This window comes from Vibrio penaeicida (assembly GCF_019977755.1).
GTDB classification, from domain to species: domain Bacteria; phylum Pseudomonadota; class Gammaproteobacteria; order Enterobacterales; family Vibrionaceae; genus Vibrio; species Vibrio penaeicida.
The window spans coordinates 2,857,748-2,881,315 of record NZ_AP025144.1 but is presented as its reverse complement, the minus strand read 5'-3'; the positions used below and the strand labels follow the sequence as shown (position 1 = coordinate 2,881,315).

Sequence of the window (23,568 nt, the reverse complement as noted above, 5' to 3'; positions counted from 1 at the left end):
TATTTCTGGGAAAGCTGACCACTTTTGTGTGGCAACTTGGTTATTATTCTACGGATTTTTGAATTATAGGAATGTCTCATGAAACGAGCCGTAATCACCGGTATGGGTATTGTTTCCAGTATCGGTAACAACGTCGAAGAAGTATTAGCGTCATTGAAAGCGGGTAAATCAGGCATTAACGCATCTGAGCAGTTCAAAGAAAAAGGGCTGCGTTCACAGGTGTGGGGTGATCTGAAAATTAACCCAGCTGAGCACATCGACCGCAAAAAAATGCGTTTTATGGGTGATGCTGCTGCTTACGCATACCTTTCGATGGAACAGGCTATTGCTGACGCAGGTTTAACTGAAGAGCAGGTTTCTAACGATCGCACAGGTATCGTTGCAGGTTCAGGTGGTGCTTCCTCTCTGAACCAAGCTGTGGCAGTGGATACGCTACGTGAAAAAGGCGTGAAGCGTATTGGCCCTTACATGGTACCTCGTACTATGTCTTCAACTGTGTCTGCTTGTTTGGCTACGCCATTCAAGATTCGCGGTGTGAACTACTCTATGAGCTCAGCTTGTGCAACTTCTGCACACTGTATTGGGCACGCTGTTGAGTTGATTCAACTTGGCAAACAAGATGTCGTATTCGCAGGTGGTGGTGAAGAGCTAGATTGGACTCTAACCATGATGTTTGATGCGATGGGCGCACTTTCAACGAAATACAACGACACACCTGAAAAAGCATCACGTACTTACGATGCGGATCGTGATGGTTTCATCATCTCAGGTGGTGGCGGTATGTTGGTTATCGAAGAGCTAGAACATGCTCTGGCTCGTGGTGCAACTATCTACGGCGAAGTTGTCGGTTACGGTGCAACGTCTGACGGCTTCGACATGGTTGCTCCGTCTGGTGAAGGCGCAATCCGCTGTATGAAGATGGCAATGCAAGATGTCGATGGCGTTGATTACATCAACACACACGGCACTTCAACGCCAGTAGGCGACGTGAAAGAGCTAGGAGCTATCCAAGAAGTATTTGGTGGCAACAGCCCAGCGATTTCAGCGACTAAAGCGATGACTGGTCACGCTTTGGGTGCCGCAGGTGTACACGAAGCGATCTACTCCACGCTAATGCTTCACCACAACTTTGTTGCACCTAGCATTAACGTTGACAACTTAGATGAAGCTGCAGAAGGTCTAGACATTGTGACTGAGACACGTGAGCAAGAGCTGACAACAGTGATGTCTAACAGCTTCGGCTTCGGCGGAACCAACGCGACTTTGGTAATGAAAAAATACCAAGGCTAAACAGCGGTAATATTATTGAAAGTTTCCAGAGCTGATCAGCCTAGCTGATCACACAGACGCGGAAAGTTCCCCAAGGAGAGCGGGGTTCAGTCCTTTTGTTCTGGATTTTACCGGTCTCGTTTGAGACCGGTTTTTTTATTCTGGTTCTCTTACCAACATGTAACCTTTCCCTCGCGATGTAACGATGTATTGAGGCATTTTGGGGTTGTCATCAATCTTTCTTCTCAATCGCCCAATTAACATGTCTACAGACCGGCTAGACATTGGGTGGCGCTTCTTTCCTAATGCCAATGAAAGTTCTTCTCTAGAAGAGTATTTACCCTTGTTACCAATTAAATGAAGAAGCAGCATATGTTCTCCGTCGGTTAGGCTTTTATTGATGTCTTGAGTTTTGAGTTCACGCGTTTCTAGGTGAAGAGAGTATTTTCCGAAGCTGACATGACTTTCAGAATGAAGGTGAGGCATGTGCTTTCGTTGGGATACGTTAATAATCCGTAGAGTCAGCTCTTCTGCGGTATATGGAGGAACTAGAAAATCATCGGCACCTGAATTAATAATTGAGAAAGCACGTTTTTTATCTCTACAAATAATAATTGAACTTAACTCTGAATTTCTTATGAAATGCCTTGTTCTATAGAAATCCGTTTCAGATGTTATATTCCTGTCTATGACAATAGTACTAAAGTTAATATTTTTATCTAATGTTAAGTATGAAGCATTATTTGAGAGACCACAGCTGTCTGAATAAAAGAATATATTGACCTTTATGTCTTTAAAAAAACGTGAAATGGGTTCCTTATAAACGTGCCTGTCGGTGATATAAGCTACATTATATTGTACCGTATTTATGCTTTTATTCATGTATTTCTCCCCAAAGTGGTTTTAGCAATCATTACTAATATTTTTAGGTGTTTTGCTTATCCTACGGTAATTTTTTGTATGTTCTAAAGTAACCGAATGTAACATGTAAGGATAATGCTAAAAAACTGAGCGATATCTAATTGCATTCCAATTTGTTGTGTTTTTTTCATGAAAGTAAATAGTTCTAAGTAACATATTGTAAATAATGTTAGTAACACATTGTAAATAGAAAATAATTTTCATTGTTTATGCGTATATATTTCTCGTTGCTGTTTTTAATAAAGCCATAACTATATTTGGCTTATCTTTTAACATAATTGAGAAGATTAATATGAAGCGCAAAGGAATATTGCAATTTATTTATGCATTGATGATTTCTATCGTCGTCACTGCATGCGGAGGAGGTGGAGGTGACAGTAGCAATCAATCTGTCAGTGACACTTCAGCCAAAGGTACGTTGAATTTAGTTTTGAAAGATGAAACGAATTCAAGACAATTTGAATCTTCCCCTGTGGAAGTAACCCAAGGGCTTTCTCGTTCTTCAAATGGTGTGTTTAAAAACACGACTGCATCATCTCTTGATTACGCCGAAGGTCAGTCTCGAAATGGTGATTTATCTCCTAAAGGGGCAACAACCAATGAACCGGCGTTAGACTTAAAGCTTGATAAGTTCACGATATCCGGTGTAGGTCCAGAAGGCGCGACGTTTACCGTAGACGTAAACGGTCGGGGTGGAAGGCAAATTCAAGGTCTTCTTAATGGTGAGTGGACTATTACAGTTTCAGCAAAAGATGGGAGTGGAAAGGAGTTTGCTCGGGGACAGCAAAATGTATTTGTTCGAGCTGATGAAACGACAGCTGCCATTATCAATTTGTCCTTAGAAGAAGGGAACGGTAGTTTTGATTTTGAAGTGTCTTGGCCGAAAAATATTGCATTAAATCCGGTAGTAACGGCTGAATTGCAATCTAGTAATGGCGTTTCTCTTTCAGGTTTTGACATTACTATTTCTGAAAAAGATGAGAATAACTGGGTAGCGAGAGCATCACTTAACGATCAAGTCGCTTCAGGTTATTACGCATTAGTTTTTACTGTACATGATGGAAATTCTTCTGGTGAGAAAGTACATCTTGCAGCGGGTTTCGCAGAAACGGTTCGAGTAATCAAAGGAAATCAAACGTCAGTATCTCAAGCTCTAAAAGGTGTTAAAGGTATTGGCAGTATTGATCTTGGGATTGAACTCGACATCAATGATAACTTACCTCTTGCAATTCTAGATTCTGAAACTTATCCGCAGCATTTTGCGTTTGACTCAATAACAGAGTTCACTGTTTCTGCTGATGTATCAGAAGACGATGCTGACTTTGGAAATATCATCAAAACTTGGTATTTGAACGGTCAGATGGTGGAAGTTGGACCGACGTTTACGATTAACGCGGCTACGTCACCTTTATCTACAACATACAACGGTCGCTACATCTCGGGTCATTATCGTCTAGATGTTGCTGGTGTTACGCCAACGGGTGAGCGAAGCGGTTCTGCAAGTTACGAGTTTTTGGTAACAGGTGACCAAGTTGCTGCGGTTCAACAAGGCTCTATAAATGGTCAGGTATTCCTTAACTTTGCTACTACAAAGCCTTCTTCGTACCAGTTGAGTGCTTTGGAAGTGAAGCTCAAAAACGTTGACGGAACCGAAGTCCAAGGTGCTGTTTTACTTCAAAATGACACGGGTTTATTTGGAGGTGAAAACATTGCTATAGGTGATTATGTCTTAGAAATATCTCTGGGTAATGGATACCTACCGTATTCAACTCCTATCAAGATTGAAGCAGGGCAGCTAAACGATTTGGGTATCGTGCAGCTAATGAATGGCACACAGACTAATATTTCGTCTACACAAGCTTCAACCGTTACGTTAGATGAAAAAGCCTCGATCAAATTTCCTATCAACGCATTTAAAAAGGCTGATGGCTCAGTTTATACGGGGAATGTAAATGTTTCCCACCGAGCGATGAATCCATCGGATGCTGCTTTTGTTGAGGCATTCCCTGGCGGATTTACAGGGATATCGACTGACGCGGATGGTCAACCTTTAGAAGTGGACATTATTTCATTTGGTGTGATTGGCGCGAAGTTGACAGATGACAATGGTAACCCACTAAACATAGCAGATGGCAAAACCGCTACTATCAGTATTGATGTTGCGAATCCAGAAACCGCTCCTCTAACCATGCCTTTGTGGCACCTAGATCCTGTTACCGGAAAATGGGTTGAAGAAGGCGAAGCGACGTTGCAGGGCGACAAATATGTTGGTGAAGTTTCCCACTTTAGTTGGTGGAACTTTGATTACTCCTGTGGAGTCACTGATTCTGGCCGTTGTCCTTGGATTCGAGTTCAATTCGAAGCCATCGATTTGCAAGGAAATGGAGTACCTTATGCCAAGATAAAACTTGAAGGTTCAACTAACTTTGCATATAGCAAAACAGTGACAACGGATTACTTGGGTAGAGTGAATACCAAAGTGCCTTTCTCGCCTCAAGCGACAGAGGATGAGTGGGAGTTCATTTCGTATACTGTTTCTGCACAACAAGCTAAACCAAACGCAAATGGTAGTTTGCTAAGCAGCAAGCCGACATCTATGCAGTTCTACCTTGATCATACCGACGGTGTTGCTGGGTATGGAAAACGTTATGCGAAGACCATTGTATTAGGGGAAGACGCACCTTACCTGACGGTTAAGGCTCTCGATGACGCGGAATGGCGTGCCGTTGAAAATTCAAGCGCACCTGTCAAAGTTCGTCGTCCAAACGATAGTGCTGCAAGCGCAGAAACCTCTGTGCTCATTAAAAACCCAGGAAAAGCAGACCTTAATATTTCGAGCTACGACTTTAAGAATACGGATGGTTCGCAAGCATCAGGTTGGTCGATTTCGGGTTATCAGCCTAATTTCTTGACAGCTTCAGGTAGTCAGCAAATTCAAGTTAAATATCAAGGGAGTAATTGGGAACTAGACCGAGCAGAACTTGTTATTGTAAGCGATGACCCAACGGGTGATACTAAAATACCTCTTGTGACTGTCGCTCCAAATCAAGCTGGTGTGGTTGAAACGATTACTTTGAATCCAATGCAAACGTTCTCAGGTCAAGTCGGGTACAGCACAATCAGAGATCCATACTCACCCACAGACCCATATGCGCCAACGGACCCGTATGCACCAACCGATCCTTACGCACCGACCGACCCGTACGCGCCAACGGATCCATACGCTCCGGTACCAACCGTTAAGTCTTACCACGCGTACAACAGCACTTGGGGTGCGTCAGTATACAAAGGCAATAACGCAAACGGTCCTTATGAATACCGTGCTTACTTTGCTTTTGACCTCAGTACAGTGCCTGAAGGTGTTCGAATTATTAACGCCAAACTGGTGAACAAATACAGAATAAACTCTGCAGTGAAATTATACGAAGGGAAACAATCTGAATCGCTGAATACAGACAATGCGGAAGAGGAATTCCGTTTGGCTTGTCAATTTGGAGATACGACTTGTTTGCTAGGTCAATTGAGCAGTGGTAATGCACCACTAGAGTTGAACTTCAACAAGATTGGGTTAGATGAAGTCAGAGAAGCGGTACTTGATGGATCTATTCTGAAATTTGCTGCCGTGGCAGAAAGCAATTCTGGTTCTAGCTACATCCGTTTTAGAGATTTGGAGCTGGTTGTCGAATTCGGCTACTAACAATGGGAATGCATAGGGAGCTAATCGCTCCCTATTTTTTACTGTATGACAATAAAATCTTTTAAAATATACGCTGATAACAAACTGAAAGAGTTTTGGCTGGTTTTTATTCCAATCGCTCTCGCTTTGTTATCCAACTTGCATTGGAGTGGCTTCTATTACAGCCATGATGTTCCCAAATGGTTGTTCATTGACCTTCTTCTTTCTGTTTTTGTGTTTGCTCATAGAGAGAGAGTGGGTTTTGTTAGGGCATATATAAGTACTGTTTTTTTGCTGACCGTTTACTGGATTGCTATTACGTTATTGTGGGCAAGCCACGTCTATGCCGGGTTGGAGTTTTTATTTCGTTTCGCATTATTTGGTGTCGCTTTTTCTCTGCTAATTTCATGCTACACAAGTGATCAAAGATGCAAACTTTTACTTCATAGCTCTGTTGTATCAGCGAGTCTATTTGTTTTCGTATTCTGCATTGAACGTTGGATAGGAGTTCCTGTTAGTAACGGAGCTTTTACTCCTATAGGCTTTACCAACAATGCAGGGCATGTATTTAATATCTGGATACCAGCTCTTTGTTATTTGACTTGGAAATCAAAATCGAATTACCTTCTTTGCTTTGTTGCTCTTTGCACCTTGATTGGCATTCTTTATGTTTTGAATATTTCACATATTAGAACAACGGTAATCGCAATTGCTATAGGTGTATTTTTATTATTATTAATTCGAAGTCGCAGATATATTCATCAAATACCATTTGCCCATAAGCGTGTTGTAATAACTATTATTGCGCTGAGCATTCTGGGCTTACTCGCAATGCAAACCAAAGTGCCGCTACCAAGAACAATTAGCCAATCACTAACGACGATTGAAAATCCAATAGAAAACTATCGACCAAGACTAAATATGGTAGTGAACAGTTGGGATATGCTGAGAGATAACCCTTTCGGTGTTGGTGCCAATAATTTTGAATTTATCCACCCTGAATACGCTAGGGCAGGGACAAAACACGGGTCAGACTATGTTAACGAGCGACAGATTCTAAAAACACCGCACAACTTTCTTACAAAAGTGTCAACAGAGTTAGGGTGGGTAGGCACGGCGTTGTTTTTAGCCATTTACATTTGGTTAGTCAGTAAAACGCTATCTTTGGCATTGTATAGGGAAAAGCAGGGGTGGATATTTGTAGCGTCCATTGCCTTTTTGCTGCACTCCTTAATGAGTCAAGTGTTTTTGTCTCCAATGAGCTATGTATTTGCAATCCTCCTTTTCTCGAGTTTAGTGAATACGACACGTCGATCTCCTGAGCATACAACAAGCAAACTAGCTTCTAAGTTATCTATTGTAGTTTTAATTTTACCCGCACTGAGCATCATGACAGTGGTATCTCACTTCTATCATTACCAAGGCGTACACCAGCGAGATATATCGAAAATTGAAAAAGCGGTTTCCATATACCCAGGGAATGAAGTGGCATGGTTTGATTTATCGAGATCGTATTTTCGCGATCCTCAAGACCTAGATAGTGCGATATGGGCGTCGGAGAAATTTTTGGCACTCAATCCGAATCATATTTATGGACGGTATTTTTATAGTGAGCTCCTAGTCTATAGGCGCAATTGTTCAGGGGCGGTTAAAACCCTTACGGAACTTCTTAGTCATTACCCTAGCTACTTGGCTGCTCAGTCATTGATGACAAAAGCACTGGATTGCCGCGCAAGAGAACAAAACAAACTTTTAACTCAGCGCTGATTGGGGCAGAATCAGTGCATCTTTTCTAACGTAACCTTGCTCAATTGAAATGAAAATCCTTATTGATGAAAACATGCCTTATGCTGAAAAGCTTTTTAGCCAGCTAGGTGAAGTGGTTTTGAAACCAGGACGTACCATGACTGCCGAAGATTTGGTCGATGTGGATGGCTTGATGATTCGCTCAGTAACAAAAGTGAATAAAGAACTGATTTCCAAAGCCAACAAATTAAAGTTTGTTGGGACCGCAACAGCAGGAATGGATCATGTTGATCAAGCGCTGCTTAAAGAGAAAGGCATTTTCTTTACGGCTGCGCCTGGCTGCAACAAAGTCGGTGTTGCTGAATACGCGTTTAGCGTGATGATGATTCTAGGGCAGCAGCAAGGTTTCTCTGTATTCGATAAAACCGTCGGTATTATTGGGGCGGGTCAGGTAGGCTCTTATCTCGCTAAATGCCTTCAGGGAATGGGTATTAAGGTTCTATTGAATGACCCTATTAAACAAGCAGAAGGCGATGAGCGTACTTTTACCGCGCTTGAAACATTGCTTGAACAGTCAGATATCATCACTTTACATACCCCAATCACACGTGATGGAGAGTACCCAACTCATCATATTCTCAATGAAACGCGTCTAGAAGCATTAAGAGCGAATCAAATCCTCATTAATGCTGCGCGTGGTCCTGTCGTTGATAATGCAGCGCTGAAGAAGCGTTTGCAACGCAATGACGGCTTTACGGCTGCATTGGATGTCTTTGAATTTGAACCAGAAGTCGACATGGATCTACTTCCATTGCTTGCATTTGCTACCCCTCATGTGGCTGGCTATGGTTTAGAGGGTAAAGCGCGCGGTACTACCATGATCTTTAACTCTTTTTGCGAGTTTCTCGGCAAGGAAAATCGGGTTTACGCATCTGAGTTGCTGCCAATAGCACCTGTGCCGCGTGTTCAGCTGGACAGAGCCTGGGACAACGCAACACTGCACAATCTTACTCAATTGATTTATGATGTCCGTCACGATGACGCCATATTCCGTCGTAATATTGCCCGAGCAGGTGCGTTTGATGAAATGCGCAAAAATTATTGGGATAGACGAGAATACAGTGCCGTCACTTTAGTGGGGAATCACGAGTGTAATCTCGAACCACTCGCTAAACTAGGTTTTAAAATTGAGGTAACAAATGAGCCAAGAATTTAATGTTGCAATATTAGGTGCAACAGGTGCCGTGGGTGAAACCATTCTTGAAGTGCTAAAAGAGCGTGAATTTCCAGTTGGAGAGTTACACTTATTGGCAAGCGAACGCAGTGAAGGTAAGACGTATCGCTTCAATGGGAAAACCATTCGCGTACAAAATGTGGAAGATTTTGACTGGTCACAAGTACACATCGCGTTATTTTCGGCAGGTGGCAGTCTTTCTGAAAAATGGGCGCCAATTGCGGCGGATGAAGGGGTTGTTGTTATCGATAACACGTCCCAATTCCGCTACGACTACGATGTGCCTCTAGTCATACCAGAAGTGAACCCAGAAGCGATTGCAGAGTTTCGTAATCGTAATATCATCGCGAACCCAAACTGCTCAACCATTCAAATGCTTGTTGCGCTTAAGCCAATCCACGATCAAGCTGGTATCGAGCGCATTAACGTATCTACTTATCAGTCTGTATCCGGTGCGGGTAAGTCTGGGGTAGACGAACTGGCGGGTCAAACTGCACATTTGTTGAATGGTAAGCCAGTGGAAGAGAAAGCATTCAGTCAACAGATTGCTTTTAACTGTATTCCACAAATTGACAAGTTTATGGATAACGGTTACACCAAAGAAGAGATGAAGATGGTTTGGGAAACTCAAAAAATCTTCAACGATGCTTCTATCATGGTGAACCCAACTTGCGTTCGAGTGCCAGTGTTTTACGGGCATGCAGAAGCCGTTCATGTCGAGACCAGAACACCTATCGATGCAGACCAAGTTGCTCAGCTTTTAGAGCAAACAGATGGTATCGAAGTATTTTATGGTGAAGAATTCCCAACCCAAGTTCGTGATGCTGGTGGTAAAGACCACGTTATGGTTGGTCGTATTCGAAACGACATCAGCCATCACAGCGGTATAAACCTCTGGGTTGTTGCAGACAATGTACGAAAAGGTGCGGCTACAAACGCTGTTCAAATCGCCGAAGTGCTAATTCGGGACTATTTCTAAGTATAACTATTTTAAAAGCCTCACATTGTGAGGCTTTTTTCTTGCTCCTATTTTGTTCAAAAAATGCAAAATTGAGTAAGAATGGTACGAATATCAACTCGGACACACATTTTTTCGTGCGGCCGCTATAGTTTTACGACATTTATCCGATATATTTAGCAGATCACATTATTATTCAAGATAAGAAAGCAAGAAAGCTGAGCCTTATATGCATCATTTTTTCAAGCGTTTGTTAACGCCCTTGCTTCTGATGGTCTCGACTCAAATTCCAGTGGCTACCGCTGATACCATCAGAGTTATTGGTTCCAACGGAGAGGTTTCAGACTCCCCACGCTTTGCTGAGCAGATCCGACAACCTGCCGCTCAGGGGCAACCCTCTTTGTTCTATGGTCCAACACGGGGAAACGAAACCCTGTGGGGTATCGCTACGGCTTTAAGACCAGCAAATAGCCTTACAGTTCAACAAACTTTGCTTGCGATTTATCGTCTTAATCCCCAAGCGTTTGAAGACCAAAATATCCATAGCCTGATTCCAGGTAGTACTCTTCGTATACCTTCGTTACAGCAAGTCCAATCTGAAAGCACTGCCAATGCAGTAAGAATTATGTCTGCTCACCAAGCTCGACTTGATGGGCAAAATAATAATCAAACAGCACAGCCTGTTGTAAGGCCTCGACCAGCGGCGGCACAGCCAAAGCCTGCTGAGCCGAAAATAGAAGTGCCGAAAGAAACCGTATCGACTCAGCCCAAACCTGAAATGGTGAAGGAAGAACCAAAAGCTGAGCCGATGGTTGATCCTAAACCTGCGATGAAAGATAACGGTCAAGTGAATGAGCTGAAAGAACAGCTCGATATGTCCGAAAGTGAACTTTCGTCGCTCGAAGAAAAGAACCACCAACTTCGCTTAATGCTTTCTGAAGTTCAAAATGAGGTAGAAACTCTCAAAGATGAACTAGGCGATGAAAATCGCATTAGAGATGAAGTTCAAAAGCTGCTTGATGCTGAAAAAATGAAGCAGCTAGAAAGCCAGCAAAATGCGCCGACGTTGATGGAAAGAATTGTCGGCAACCCATTATTGCTAGGCGCATTGGCGTTGGTCCCAGGCCTATTGATTGGTTTACTGGTCGTTATGCTTCTTAGCAGGCGAAAAGAACCTGAAGCGGAAGAAGAAGTTCAAGAACAAACTCAAGCAGAAATCCCACCAGTTCCTGCTAATGAAGACGAAGAAATTGATGAGATAAATCTGGATGATGACCTCATTGGTGATATTGAAGATGAAGAGCTATCTCTGGACGACGAGTTGTTTGGGGATGAGTCTGAAGTCGCGTTCTCTGACGAATCATTGGAAGAAGGCGACAAAGACAAAGAATCCGATGATGTCTTTGGCGACCTGAATGATGAAGACCTTGATTTTAATCTTGACGATGAAGGTGATGACCCATTCGCGAGTATCGGAGAAGATGGTGAGCTCGATACCGACTTAACGGATATTGAATCCAGCGCCACAGGAATCAGCGTTGATGCTGACGAACAAGCGCTCGGTCTCGAGGAAATGGAGCGAGCTCTTGATGAGATCGAACCTGAAATCGAAGAAGATACCTCAGGGGATGAGACAGAAGAGTTCGACCTCTCAGGCGATGACGAGCTATCCAATGATGATATTGATGCGCTGTTTAGTTCCGATGGACCAGAAGAGGACTTAGGTGCTGACGAGCTTGATCAGTCCACGTTAGACGATTTGTTTTCCGGTATAGATGACACCGAAACCGACGATGACTTGGATTTTGGAACTCTACTATCTACTAGTGAAAGCAGCGAAGATTCAGGCGATGCAGCGACCGATGGAATCGATCTTGAATCGGAACTGGGTGAAGATGCGTTTAACGAATTATTGAGTGAGGGAACCGACGATATTGGCGATGGAGACTCTGACCTTCTCGATGATATGTTGGAAGCAGGCACTGACTTAGATTCAAGTAGCACAGATTTACTAGATGACGTTTTAGATGCCGATGATTCCGAACTGAATTTAGAACCTGATGCACTCCTCGATGAAGCGCTAGAACAAGATGAAATAAGCAGCGATGCTGCTGACGATATCCTTGCTGAGTTCGATTTAAGTGCAGACAGCACTGACTTACTTGATGACGTTATTGATGGTCCGTCAGAAGACACAGAGCAATTGGATCCTGAGTCAACAGATCTATTAGACACTTTGTTGGACGAGTCGGATTCAAGTGACACCCCCGAATCGCTAGATGAAAATAGTACAGACCTTCTAGATGATTTTATTGACGACGACTCTAAAACCTCTATTGATGCGGATAGCACAGATCTTCTTGATAGCGTGCTTGAAGAATCAGATGAAGATGACTTTGATCTCGATATTCCGGAGTCGTTGGATGAAGACAGTACAGACCTGTTAGACGATGTTTTAGAGGAATCAAAGGCAAGCGTTGATCCAGAAAGTACCGATCTACTCGATGAATTAGTTGAAGAAGATTCATCCGTAGAAAGCGAGTTTGATGCGGATGATTTCGACCTAGGTTCTGATACACCAGATGACACAATTGCTCCATCTGAAACTCAGGGTGGCGACTTTGATTTTGATTTCGAGTCTGAAAGCCATCTAGATGATGACGAAGCTGAGCAGGCTGAGGTCGAAGATCCGGCAACAGAAGCACCAGAAGAGAACGCATTTGAGCAGGAACTTGAAAATGCGTTCGAACAAGAACCGTTAGAACAGGAATCCTCAGAACATACGAGTACTGATGAAATAGCGACCGCTGATACTATTGATGAAGTATCGGAAGAGGACGAATCAAAGGTAGCTCTGGAACAGATCGAGCCTGAAATTGATGACCAAGAGCCAGTTGATCAAGAGCTAGCTGATCCAGAGATTGAAGCCACTGATACAACTTCAGCTGACGAAACGGAGTCAAACACAGAATCAGCAACTCCTGAAGAATTTCCTGCTCAGCCAATACAAGACGCAGAAACAGCGTTTTCATTGAAAGGCCACGATGACGAGCCCCTCGATGTTTTAATGGGTGAAACTCGTGAAGAACCTGAATTCACCGATGCAAATATTGGTGAACTCGATGAAAGTGCACTGAAATCGGATGTCGATTCAATATCTGAAGACGGTGAACCTGTTGAAGATTGGCAAGAAGAAGCATTCTCAGGCGAAGTCAGTAATGACGAAGATGCACCAGATTTACCTGATATTGGCGAACTCCCTCAGAACGAAAGTGCACCTGAAGATAACGTTTCAAACACTTCTGAAGAAGAGATTGAGTCAGAAGAACCTTTACTAGAAGAGCCGTCGTTAGAAGAATCTTCTATAGATACCGAAGAAACTTCAAATGAAGAACTTTCGATTGACGAATCGACCATAGAACCAGGGCTGGAACCTGATATAAGCCAAGCTCAAAGTGAAGATATTGATATAACTTCTGATGAAAGCGTTGACAGTAGCGAGACGGACTTATCATCTGAAGAGCCAGAGCCAGAGCCAGAGCCAGAGCCAGAGCCAGAGCCAGAGCCAGAGCCAGAGCCAGAGCCAGAGCCAGAGCCAGAGCCAGAGCCAGAGCCAGAGCCAGAGCCAGAGCCAGAGCCAGAGCCAGAGCCAGAGCCAGAGCCAGAGCCAGAGCCAGAGCCAGAGCCAGAGCCAGAGCCAGAGCCAGAGCCAGAGCCAGAGCCAGAGCCAGAGCCAGAGCCAGAGCCAGAGCCAGAGCCAGAGCCAGAGCCAGAGCCAGAGCCAGAGCCAGAGCCAGAGCTCGATATGCCAAAGTCAGTGCCAAACGAGTTCGGTACACCACAAAATGAAGACTGGGATTTTGATGATACTGACCTTAGTGGTCTTGAGGAATTGTCAGATACGCCAGATTCAACAGATGATCTCGGCTTAAATGAATTGGACGATAACGACTTAGTCGCAGATCTCGACACTACAGAGTCAGAACCCTCCGTACCAGACGCAGCAGAACCTGAAGTTGCAGACGTTGAAGCTTCGGAGCCAGAAATTTCTGAGTCAGAAGATGCGGAATCAGTAGAAAGTGAAATCGCTGAAGAACTGGATGAACCGGACGCCATTGAACTTGACGATGCGGATTTAGGTGAGTTCGATGAATCTGCCGCATTGGATGCGATGGCAGATGAGCCAGCGCCACTGCCAGAAGATTTGGATGCTACCGAGCCAGTATTAGAAACCGCGGAACCTGAAGCTGCAGACGTTGAAACTTCAGAGCTGGAAATTGCTGAGTCAGAAGCGATTGAACCGGTAGCAAGTGAAATCGCTGAAGAGCTTGATGAACCTGACGCCATTGAGCTTGACGATGCGGATTTAGGTGAATTCGATGAGTCTGCTGCATTGGATGCGATGGCAGAAGAGCCAGCGCCACTGCCAGAAGATTTGGATGCTACCGAGCCAGTATTAGAAACCGCGGAGCCTGAAGGCGCAGACGTTGAAGCTTCAGAACCAGAAATTACTGAGCCAGAAGCGATTGAACCAGTAGAAAGTGAAATCGCTGAGGAGCTGGATGAGCCTGACGCCATTGAACTTGACGATGCGGATTTAGGTGAATTCGATGAATCAGCTGCATTGGATGCGATGGCAGATGAGCCAGAGCCACTGACAGAAGATCTGGATGCTACTGAGCCAGTATTAGAAACCGTGGAGCCTGAAGTTGCAGACGATGAAACTTCAGAGCCAGAAATTTCTGAGCCAGAAGCGGCTGAACCAGTAGAAAGCGAAGTTGCTGAAGAGCTAGAAGAGCCTGACGCAATTGAACTGGACGATGCGGATTTAGGTGAGTTCGATGAGTCTGCCGCATTGGATGCGATGGCAGATGAGCCAGAACCACTACCAGAAGATCTGGATGCTTCTGAGCCAGTATTAGAAACCGCGGAGCCTGAAGTTGCAGACGATGAAACTTCAGAGCCAGAAATTTCTGAGCCAGAAGCGGCTGAACCAGTAGAAAGCGAAGTTGCTGAAGAGCTAGAAGAGCCTGACGCCATTGAGCTTGACGATGCGGATTTAGGTGAGTTCGATGAGTCTGCCGCATTGGATGCGATGGCAGATGAGCCAGAAGCGATTGAACCAGTAGAAAGTGAAATCGCTGAAGAGCTGGATGAGCCTGACGCCATTGAACTTGACGATGCGGATTTAGGTGAGTTCGATGAATCAGCCGCATTGGACGCGATGACTGGTGAGCCAGCGCCACTGCCAGAAGATTTAGATGTTTCGGATATAGCTGGTGATACGGTAGACAGTGCTGATTCGATAGAGCTGGACGATGCGGATCTTGGGGAGTTTGACGAATCAGCGGCTATGGAAGCGTTGACGGACGAACCTCTCTCCATACAAGAAGCTCTTAATCCTGTTGACGATGATATTGCCGCCGAAATTGAAGCTGAAGAAGCCGCTCGTGTAGAAGAGGCTTCTGCTAGCGACCATGAGTTAGAAGAGCCTAATTCTCAAAATCAGCTGGATGTAAGTCCACCCACTGACACTTCGATTGAATTGGACGACTCAGAGTTTGAGGGTTTGGATGAATCCTCGGTTTCGGAAACACAGCCTGATGAAGCACGATCACTGCAAGAGGCTCTCAATCCTGTAGATGACGATATCGCTGCAGAAATTGATGCTGAAGAAGCAGCTCGAGTAGAAGACGTTTCTTTGACTGATGAAGAGTTAGGTGAGTTTGACGAGTCTGCAGCATTTGATGCGATGGAAGATGAGCTTGAGCCTCTTGATTCATTGGAGCCAGAACCTGTTTCCGAAGATTCGATTGAATTGGATGATTCTGATCTCGGTGAGTACGACGAAGCTGCTGCGCTGCAAGACGCATTTGACCTTTCTTCCTCCGAAGATAGCAGTACACCACTTGCTGATGAAGACCTAGCTCAATTTGATGAGTCAGCGACAATGGCTACGCTATTGAGTGAGCCAGAAGGTGATTTGGTTGAAAGGTTTGATCAGCCATTAGACAGTAAAGTGGTTGATAGTGCTGGCATGGATATCGACGCCATGCTGGATACAGGTGAAGACTGGAATGGTTTCAATCTCACGCCAGAACAGCAAGCTTCAATTTCAGAAGATGTTCCCGAAGAAGAAAAGGAAGTTTGGGGAACAGCTGAAGCGTTACAAGACCCTGAGGTTCGCGAAGAAGATTGGGAAAATCAACCAGATCTTTCTAGCGAAAAAGAAGCGGACCAGAAGTTCATGAGTGTAGATGAACTTATGGCACAGGTGGAGAAGGAAGAAGCCGAATCTGGTGACAAGCCAGATCCCGATGCTGAAGCTCTAGAGTTAAGTGTTGGGTTAGATGAATTCCCAGATGTGCTCGGTGAGGTAGAACCTTTTGATGTCGACGATAACAGTGAAGCCGCTGGCAAACTGGATTTAGCCAAGATTTATGTTGAAATGAACGATAATGAAGGTGCGATCAAGTTGCTCGAAGAAGCCATTGTTTATGGCGACGATGATGTACGACGAGAAGCCAAGTCCCTTATCGATAAATTGAATGAATAGTAGCGCATAGAGCAATTCTAACAGGCAGCCAATGGTTGCCTGTTTTTTTATTGAATAGATGACGCTGCGCTAAGCTTAGATGGCTTGGAGAACCTAGCACCATTGGGTTGTTTGGGTATATACTCTCCGCCCCCGTAAGACAGAGAAGTAAACGATTATGCGAATAGCGTTAGGCATTGAGTACGATGGTGCAAAATACTATGGTTGGCAACGTCAAAGAGACGTAACCAGCGTTCAAGAAAAATTGGAAAAGTCACTTTCCATCGTGGCAAATCACCCTGTAGAAGTCCAGTGTGCCGGAAGAACTGATGCGGGAGTTCATGGCACAGGGCAGGTGGTCCATTTTGACACGACCTCAGTACGGAAGATGGCGGCATGGACCATGGGAGTCAATGCCAATATGCCAAAAGATATCGCAGTTCGCTGGGCAAAAGAGGTTCCCGAAGAGTTTCATGCTCGTTTCACTGCAACAGCTAGACGCTATCGTTATGTGATCTACAACCACGCTTATCGTCCTGGAATTTTATCTTCAGGCATTAGCCATTATCATGGTGAGTTGGACGAAAAGAAGATGCATTTAGCTGGTCAGTTCTTGCTTGGCGAGAACGATTTTACTTCTTTTCGTGCGGTGCAGTGCCAGTCTCGTAGCCCTTGGCGAAATATCATGCATTTAAATGTGAGTAGACATGGTCATTACGTTGTCATAGACATTAAGGCAAATGCTTTTGTCCACCACATGGTGAGAAATATCACTGGAAGTTTGATTGAAGTAGGGCGTGGTAATCAAAACCCGGAATGGATTCAAAGGTTGTTGGAAGCAAAAGACAGAAGGCTTGCGGGAGCCACAGCTAAAGCGGAAGGGCTCTATCTTGTTGATGTGGATTACCCCGAAAATTTTGAGTTGCCAAGAGAACCATTAGGACCGATATTTTTACCTGACAACCTTTAAACGCTATCGTTGCGTTGATAGCGTAAATTGTTGATGCTTTTCTGTTGAATTAAAACCAGTTAGCGTCGCTTTAAACGGCAGAAAATATAAAATTAGTGTCGCATGATTTTGGTTCTTTTGTGGTCACCAAAAGTATTGAAAAGTTGTGAGTTATCGCACTTTGTTGTTGCTTTAAAATAGGTACAACCAGTTTTTGATCCACAGTGTGAGAATATTATGTTTTAATCCTCACGCATCATTCAGAATTTGTATCTTTCGCAATTAGGCGAAAGAGTTAATAGAAAAAGGTCTTCCATGAGTTGGCTTGAAAAGATTTTAAATAAAAGCAGTATCGTAAGCTCACGTAAAGCGTCCATCCCAGAAGGGGTTTGGACCAAATGTACTTCCTGTGAGCAAGTTCTGTATCATGCAGAACTAGAGCGTAACTTAGAAGTATGTCCAAAATGTGACCATCACATGCGTATGGGCGCACGTCGTCGCCTTGAGTCATTCCTCGATGAGGGTGAGCGCGAAGAATTAGCAACTGAGTTAGAGCCTCAAGACAAACTAAAATTCAAAGATTCGAAGCGTTACAAAGAACGTATTTCGACGGCTCAGAAAAACAGTGGCGAAAAAGACGCACTTGTTGTTATGAAAGGCGAATTGCTTGGATTGCCTGTTGTAACTTGTGCCTTTGAATTCAAATTTATGGGCGGCTCGATGGGTTCTGTTGTCGGTGCTCGCTTTGTCCGTGCTGTTGAAGCCGCAATTGAAAACAACTGTGGCTTGGTTTGTTTCTCTGCTAGTGGCGGTGCCCGTATGCAAGAGGCTTTAATGTCTCTTATGCAAATGGCTAAAACCAGCGCTGCCTTAGAACGACTATCCGCCAAAGGATTGCCTTTCTTCTCAGTAATGACTGACCCAACTATGGGTGGTGTTTCTGCAAGTTTGGCGATGTTAGGCGACATCAATATTGGTGAACCTAAAGCATTGATCGGTTTTGCTGGTCGTCGTGTTATTGAACAAACTGTACGTGAAGATCTTCCAGAGGGCTTCCAACGCAGTGAATTCCTTCTTGAGCACGGTGCGATTGATATGATTGTTGATCGTCGTGAAATGCGACAGCGCATAGGCGGTTTGTTGGCAAAACTGACTAACCAGACTTCTCCAATGGTGGTATCGGTTAACGATTCTCCAAATGAAGAGCAATACGAAGTACCAGTCGCGGACGAAAAAGAGTAAAGTATTCATTAAACAGCCGCTTAAGAATTAGTTAAGAGTTTAATGAGTCATATTCAAGTACCTAAAGCCACATCACCCTTATCGATGTGGCTTCATTATTTAGAAAACATCCACACTAGCGCCATAGACCTCGGTTTGGAGCGCGTACAGGCAGTCGCCGAAAAAGCCCAGCTAACCAAACCTGCTCCTAAAGTGATTACCGTTGCCGGAACGAATGGTAAGGGATCTACCTGTGCCCTTATGGAAGCGATCTTGCTTGATGCAGGCTATTCTGTTGGCGTATACAGCTCTCCTCACCTTATTCGTTACACTGAGCGAGTGCGTATAAATGGTAGTGAGTTGGAAGAGGCTAAACATGCGCAAGCATTCGATTTCGTCGAGAAAAAACGTGGCGACATCAGCCTTAGCTTTTTTGAATACGGAACATTAGCCGCTCTTCGCCTATTTCAAACAGAGAGCGTTGACGTAGTCTTGCTTGAAGTCGGCTTAGGCGGAAGACTGGATGCGACCAATGTAGTGGACCATGACGTATCCGTCATTACTAGCCTTGCGGTTGACCATGTTGACTGGTTGGGTGACGACATCAACGTCATCGGTTACGAGAAAGCAGGTATATTCCGCAGCAACCGACCTGCGGTATGTGGTCAGCCAAAGGCTCCTGCAACGGTTGCGGCACACGCTGATGATATTGGTGCTAAGCTACACCAAGTAGGGATTCAGTTTAGTTACTCCACGGAAGGCGACATATGGAAGTGGCGTTCAGGTCAGTTCGCTTTGGATGATCTTCCCCTTCCAGATCTCCCGCTACCTAATGCTGCAACGTCTTTAATGGCGCTTGGGTGTGCAGAGTTAGATATTTCAGACGTTAATATCGTAAAAGGTTTGAAAAGCGCAAAACTTGCAGGTCGAATGCAAAAGCTGTCTCAATCCCCTATGATTTTGCTCGATGTTGCCCACAATCCGCATTCAGCTGAGTATTTGGTTGAGCAGCTAAATAAACATTACCCCAATACGTCAATCCATATGGTCGTAGCAATGTTGCATGACAAAGACATTGCCGAAACACTGAAGGTACTCGCACCCGTTGCCACAAAATGGTATCCAGCTTCGCTGGAAGGTGAAAGAGCGGCTAAGGCGGAAGAGCTTATCATGCACTTGCCATCGAACACGGGTAAGTTTGATACGCCAACAGAGGCATTTGACGCAGCAAGAACACAGGCAGAATCAAATGAACTTATTGTCGTTGTAGGTTCGTTCCATACTGTTGGAGCCGTATTGGAGCACTGGGAATCAGAAAGGAGCCATGATGGCGAGTAGGTTTCAAAGTAGGCTGGTTGGGACCATTTTATTGGTCTCTGTTGGCGTAATTGTGTTACCCGATCTTTTAGATGGGAAGAAAGAGCACTTCAAAGAAGAGCTTGCCACTATTCCAATTAAGCCAGAGCTTGAGGGAACGGTAGAAGTATTTGAAGTGTTGGAGCCTGTTGAAGACGATTTAGTGTTACCAGATAGCCCAGTATCAGTCACTGTTTCAGAAGAACCTGAGCTTGAAAAGATAGAAGTATCACCAAGAGCTGTCGCCGAGAAAAATGATTATGCTGACAGTGCATGGATCATACAGTTAATGGCACTTAAAAATGTCGATAACGCGAAAAAGCTAGTGAAAGACCTTCAGAAACGGGGTTATCAAGCGCATATCAAGCAGGAGAACGCATTTTCAAGAGTTATCATAGGTCCCGATGTTTCCAAGCCTAAATTGGAAAAGCAAATCAAGGAATTGGAAAAAATCACAGGGGCGAAAGGTCAACTGTTGAAATTTAAACCACTAAATCCATAAGAAAACGTTTGCGTCGCGATTTTTTCTGTTAAAATGCGCGCCAACTTAAGATGTAGAACAGAATGAACTGGATAGATTTTGTCATTTTAGGGGTAATCGGGCTGTCCGCAGTGATCAGTTTGATTCGAGGCTTCGTGAAGGAAGCATTGTCTCTTGTTATTTGGTTTGGCGCGTTTTTTATCGCCAGTCATTATTACGCCAAATTAGCGGTGTATTTTACCAATATACAAGATGATATGTTTCGGAATGGAGCCGCCATTGCAGCTTTGTTTATAGCGACATTGGTTGTTGGCTCATTAGTCAACTATGTTATTGGACAACTGGTGCAAAAAACGGGTCTGTCTGGAACCGATAGAATTTTAGGAATCGTCTTCGGAGGGTTACGTGGAATTCTTATCGTGTCTGCAGTGCTGTTTTTCATTGATGCATTTACTGCATTGCCAAATTCAGAGTGGTGGATTAACTCGCAATTGATTCCTGAATTCAGCCGAATCATTGCTCCGTTTTTCGAGCACCTAAAAGAAACTTCAAGCTTTTTGTCTGGCACCGTGTAGTGCCAGCCTACTGTCAAAACCGAGGATTATGACATGTGTGGTATTGTTGGAATCGTGGGTACAACACCTGTAAACCAGTCAATTTATGATGCGCTGACTGTATTACAGCATCGTGGCCAGGATGCCGCTGGTATTATTACCATAGAAAGCAATCGTTTTCGTCTGAGAAAAGCGAACGGTCTAGTTAAAGATGTATTTGAAGCCAAACACATGCAGCGTTTACAAGGTACTGTCGGTATCGGTCATGCGCGTTACCCAACTGCAGGTAGTTCAAGTGCTTCAGAGGCACAGCCTTTCTACGTAAACTCCCCTTACGGTATTACCCTTGCTCACAACGGCAACCTAACTAACGCACATGAATTGCGTGAAAGCCTATTGGAAACAGCTCGTCGTCATGTAAACACGACTTCTGACTCCGAGGTACTTCTTAATATCCTCGCACATGAAATTGACTTGTCGAAAGACGTAACCAAAGACACTGTATTCTCTGCGATTTCAAATGTTCATAAGCAAATTCGTGGTGCTTATGCGGTTGCAGCGATGATCATCGGACACGGTATGGTTGCATTTCGTGACCCACATGGCATTCGCCCGTTGTGTTTGGGTAAGCGAGAGCTAGAGTCAGGTCGTACCGAGTACATGGTTGCATCTGAATCTGTTGCTTTAGATGCGGTTGGGTTTGATTTTGTTCGCGATGTCGCACCAGGTGAAGCGATTTATGCCACCTTTGACGGTGAGCTATTTACTCAACAGTGTGCTGAAAATCCTCAGTCAAATCCGTGTATCTTCGAGTTTGTATACTTTGCTCGTCCTGATTCGTTTATCGATAAAATTTCGGTTTACAGTGCTCGTGTTGAAATGGGCAAAAAGCTTGGCGAAAAAATTAAACGTGAATGGGAAGATTTGGATATCGATGTGGTTATCCCAATTCCAGAAACGTCTTGTGATATCGCATTGGAAATTGCACAGATAATTGACAAGCCATACCGCCAAGGCTTTGTAAAGAATCGTTATGTTGGTCGTACCTTTATCATGCCTGGTCAGCAACAGCGTAAGAAATCAGTTCGCCGTAAGCTCAACGCTATTCGTTCTGAATTTAAAGGTAAGAACGTATTGCTTGTTGATGATTCGATTGTTCGTGGTACCACTTCTGAGCAAATCATTGAGATGGCTCGTGACTCCGGCGCTAAGAACGTGTACATGGTTTCAGCTGCACCAGAAGTTCGTTTCCCTAACGTTTATGGCATCGATATGCCTAGTGCAAATGAGCTTATTGCGCACGGTCGTGATAACGAAGAAATCTGCCAAATGATTGGCGCTGATGCATTGATTTTCCAAACGCTGGAAGATTTGGTTTCTGCAGTTGGTCTTGGCAACCAAGATATCGCCCGTTTTGAAAGTTCGGTATTCAACGGTGAATACGTGACTGGCGATGTTGACCAGAAGTATTTAGATTTTCTTGATTCACTACGCAATGACGATGCGAAAGTGCAGCGCGAAATTCAACAAGATCTTGCGAATTTGGAACTTCACAACGAAGGCGCATAATAGTCTCATTAAGAAGTGAGTTCGTAAGACAGATTAAGAACGAAAATGCCAGAGTATATGATGCTCTGGCATTTTTTATTGTTTGGAGTAAACGTCAACTATTCTGGATGAAGTGTATTAAGTGAGTGCTGACTGAAAAAGTCGATGAGGAGGCGGACCTTTTCTGGTTGATGGTCTTTATGATTGTAAAGCATGTATACGTCTCTTGGGTTTGCGCTCCAGCCCTCCAAAACTTGAACTAAGCTTCCATCAGCAATGTACGTATCCAGCATCACGTTTGGCATTAATGTGATTCCCAACCCAGCGGAACAAGCACGCCTAACCACATTGAGTTCGCTTGCTTCAAGCCGACCGCGTTCATTAATAATTACGGTTTCATCTTCACTATTGGTTAGCTGCCACCGCATCAACGGGTGACCTTTCAATAACGCGTGTTCTCGTAAATCCTCAGCGTGTAAAAGTGGACGATGTTTGCTTAGGTACTCAGGGCTTGCGACCAAAATATCCTTTACTGAATTAATCTTCCGGACTATCAAACTGGAATCACGTTGGGGACCAACTCTGAAAATGATATCCCATTCGGTCGGATCAAGTTGGTCTGCCATATTGGTTGTCGTCAACTCAACTCGGATATCTGGGTATTCCGTCATAAATTGATTGAGCAAAGGCATGATCATTCGTTTTGTAATATTGGCTGGCGCAGAAATTTTTAGCTTTCCTGCAGCGCCTCGGCAGTCATCGGAAATATGTTCAGCCGCAGAAGCCAGCTGCTTTAGCAGAGGTGAGCATTCCACATAAAACCGTTCACCGGCTTCCGTAAGCGCCAATTTCCTTGCATGGCGGTTGAGCAATCTAAGATTGAGAGAGTCTTCAAGCGCTTGAATGCGGCGAGTGATCGTGGCAACGGGAATCATGGTTTTACGGGACGTTGCAGTGTAGCTGCCGTTCTCGACAACTAGACGAAAAAGGTTGAGATCATCAAGTTTCATTTGTAAGACACACAAAAAATGCAAGAGAAACAGTGTAACGTAACTTTTCAAAAGAAGGTTGTTTTAAGTCAACGATTTCTTGCAGAAGAAAGTACAGTCGTCAACGCAAA

The 23,568-nt window shown here is 44.2% G+C and carries 14 protein-coding genes; 12 read left to right on the top strand and 2 right to left on the bottom strand.

Translation table 11 applies throughout. The features are described from left to right. Positions 1 to 78: 78 nt before the first annotated feature. Positions 79 to 1,290: a beta-ketoacyl-ACP synthase I gene (gene fabB, locus LDO37_RS12865; protein WP_101112683.1), complete on the top strand. Its 1,212-nt coding sequence runs from the start codon at positions 79 to 81 to the stop codon at positions 1,288 to 1,290. Positions 1,291 to 1,425: 135 nt separating this feature from the next. On the opposite strand, the gene LDO37_RS12860 is transcribed toward fabB, so the two are convergent. Continuing rightward, entirely contained in the window at positions 1,426 to 1,755 is a 330-nt protein-coding gene (locus LDO37_RS12860) for a winged helix-turn-helix domain-containing protein (RefSeq protein ID WP_126607029.1), read from the bottom strand. Positions 1,756 to 2,482: 727 nt separating this feature from the next. On the opposite strand from LDO37_RS12860, the gene LDO37_RS12855 reads away from it, so the two are divergent. From LDO37_RS12855 to purF, 11 genes are all read left to right on the top strand, one after another. After that, a complete protein-coding gene (locus LDO37_RS12855) occupies positions 2,483 to 5,887 on the top strand; it encodes a hypothetical protein (RefSeq protein ID WP_126607063.1) in 3,405 nt (1,134 codons plus the stop codon). A gap of 234 nt (positions 5,888 to 6,121) precedes the next feature. After that, complete coding sequence (locus LDO37_RS12850) at positions 6,122 to 7,633, top strand: O-antigen ligase family protein (RefSeq protein WP_224056030.1); 1,512 nt, start codon at positions 6,122 to 6,124, stop codon at positions 7,631 to 7,633. A gap of 49 nt (positions 7,634 to 7,682) precedes the next feature. Then, positions 7,683 to 8,828, top strand: coding sequence for a 4-phosphoerythronate dehydrogenase (locus LDO37_RS12845; RefSeq protein ID WP_126609926.1), 1,146 nt, complete (start codon positions 7,683 to 7,685; stop codon positions 8,826 to 8,828). Beyond that, on the top strand, positions 8,812 to 9,825 hold the full coding sequence (locus tag LDO37_RS12840; protein WP_126609925.1) for an aspartate-semialdehyde dehydrogenase: 1,014 nt from the start codon (positions 8,812 to 8,814) through the stop codon (positions 9,823 to 9,825). Before LDO37_RS12845 ends, LDO37_RS12840 begins: the two co-directional genes overlap by 17 nt. A 208-nt stretch (positions 9,826 to 10,033) precedes the next feature. Next, the gene (locus LDO37_RS12835) at positions 10,034 to 16,360 is read left to right on the top strand and encodes a FimV/HubP family polar landmark protein (protein ID WP_224056029.1); all 6,327 of its coding nucleotides are present in this window, start codon (positions 10,034 to 10,036) and stop codon (positions 16,358 to 16,360) included. A 157-nt stretch (positions 16,361 to 16,517) separates the two neighbouring features. Continuing rightward, entirely contained in the window at positions 16,518 to 17,309 is a 792-nt protein-coding gene (gene truA, locus LDO37_RS12830; RefSeq protein WP_126609923.1) for a tRNA pseudouridine(38-40) synthase TruA, read from the top strand. Between the two features lie 294 nt (positions 17,310 to 17,603). Then, positions 17,604 to 18,530, top strand: coding sequence for an acetyl-CoA carboxylase, carboxyltransferase subunit beta (accD, locus tag LDO37_RS12825; RefSeq protein WP_101112675.1), 927 nt, complete (start codon positions 17,604 to 17,606; stop codon positions 18,528 to 18,530). Between the two features lie 42 nt (positions 18,531 to 18,572). Beyond that, the gene (gene folC, locus LDO37_RS12820; RefSeq protein WP_126609922.1) at positions 18,573 to 19,847 is read left to right on the top strand and encodes a bifunctional tetrahydrofolate synthase/dihydrofolate synthase; all 1,275 of its coding nucleotides are present in this window, start codon (positions 18,573 to 18,575) and stop codon (positions 19,845 to 19,847) included. After that, positions 19,837 to 20,367 (top strand): SPOR domain-containing protein, encoded by a 531-nt coding sequence (locus LDO37_RS12815; RefSeq protein ID WP_126609921.1) that lies wholly within the window; start codon positions 19,837 to 19,839, stop codon positions 20,365 to 20,367. Before folC ends, LDO37_RS12815 begins: the two co-directional genes overlap by 11 nt. A gap of 62 nt (positions 20,368 to 20,429) precedes the next feature. After that, complete coding sequence (locus LDO37_RS12810; protein ID WP_104401733.1) at positions 20,430 to 20,921, top strand: CvpA family protein; 492 nt, start codon at positions 20,430 to 20,432, stop codon at positions 20,919 to 20,921. A gap of 33 nt (positions 20,922 to 20,954) precedes the next feature. Further along, positions 20,955 to 22,469, top strand: a complete 1,515-nt coding sequence (gene purF, locus LDO37_RS12805; RefSeq protein ID WP_104401734.1) for an amidophosphoribosyltransferase — start codon at positions 20,955 to 20,957, stop codon at positions 22,467 to 22,469. A gap of 98 nt (positions 22,470 to 22,567) precedes the next feature. On the opposite strand, the gene LDO37_RS12800 is transcribed toward purF, so the two are convergent. Beyond that, the gene (locus LDO37_RS12800) at positions 22,568 to 23,458 is read right to left on the bottom strand and encodes a LysR family transcriptional regulator (protein ID WP_126609920.1); all 891 of its coding nucleotides are present in this window, start codon (positions 23,456 to 23,458) and stop codon (positions 22,568 to 22,570) included. Positions 23,459 to 23,568: the final 110 nt, after the last annotated feature.